The sequence below is a fragment of the Pseudoalteromonas sp. c7(2019) genome (assembly GCF_011378625.1).
GTDB classification, from domain to species: domain Bacteria; phylum Pseudomonadota; class Gammaproteobacteria; order Enterobacterales; family Alteromonadaceae; genus Pseudoalteromonas; species Pseudoalteromonas arctica.
This window is the reverse complement of record NZ_WTKS01000144.1, coordinates 1-303: the sequence shown is the minus strand read 5'-3', so window position 1 is coordinate 303 and position 303 is coordinate 1. Positions and strand designations below refer to the sequence as shown.

The 303-nt window shown below is 40.3% G+C and carries 1 protein-coding gene; it reads left to right on the top strand.

Annotated features, from left to right (window positions below; all coding sequences use genetic code 11):
- Window positions 1–303, top strand: a 303-nt coding sequence (ispF, locus tag GQR38_RS20350) for a 2-C-methyl-D-erythritol 2,4-cyclodiphosphate synthase (RefSeq protein WP_165738097.1), incomplete at both ends; no start/stop codon positions are given.

Genomic DNA, 303 nt, shown 5'->3' with positions numbered 1-303 from the left:
TCATGACAGAGGATTATTAGCACATTCAGATGGCGATGTTGCTATTCATGCACTTTGTGATGCAATACTGGGCGCATTAGCGCTCGGTGATATCGGTCGCCACTTTCCTGATAATGATGATGCTTTTAAAGGTATTGATAGCCGAGAGTTATTGGTTAACGTATATGGACAAGTAAAAGAAAGAGGTTACCGCTTAGGTAATGCCGATATTACTATTGTTGCGCAAGCCCCTAAAATGGCCCCTTTTATTGATCAAATGTGTGCTGAGTTAACGCGATTATTAGAGACTGATGAAAACAATAT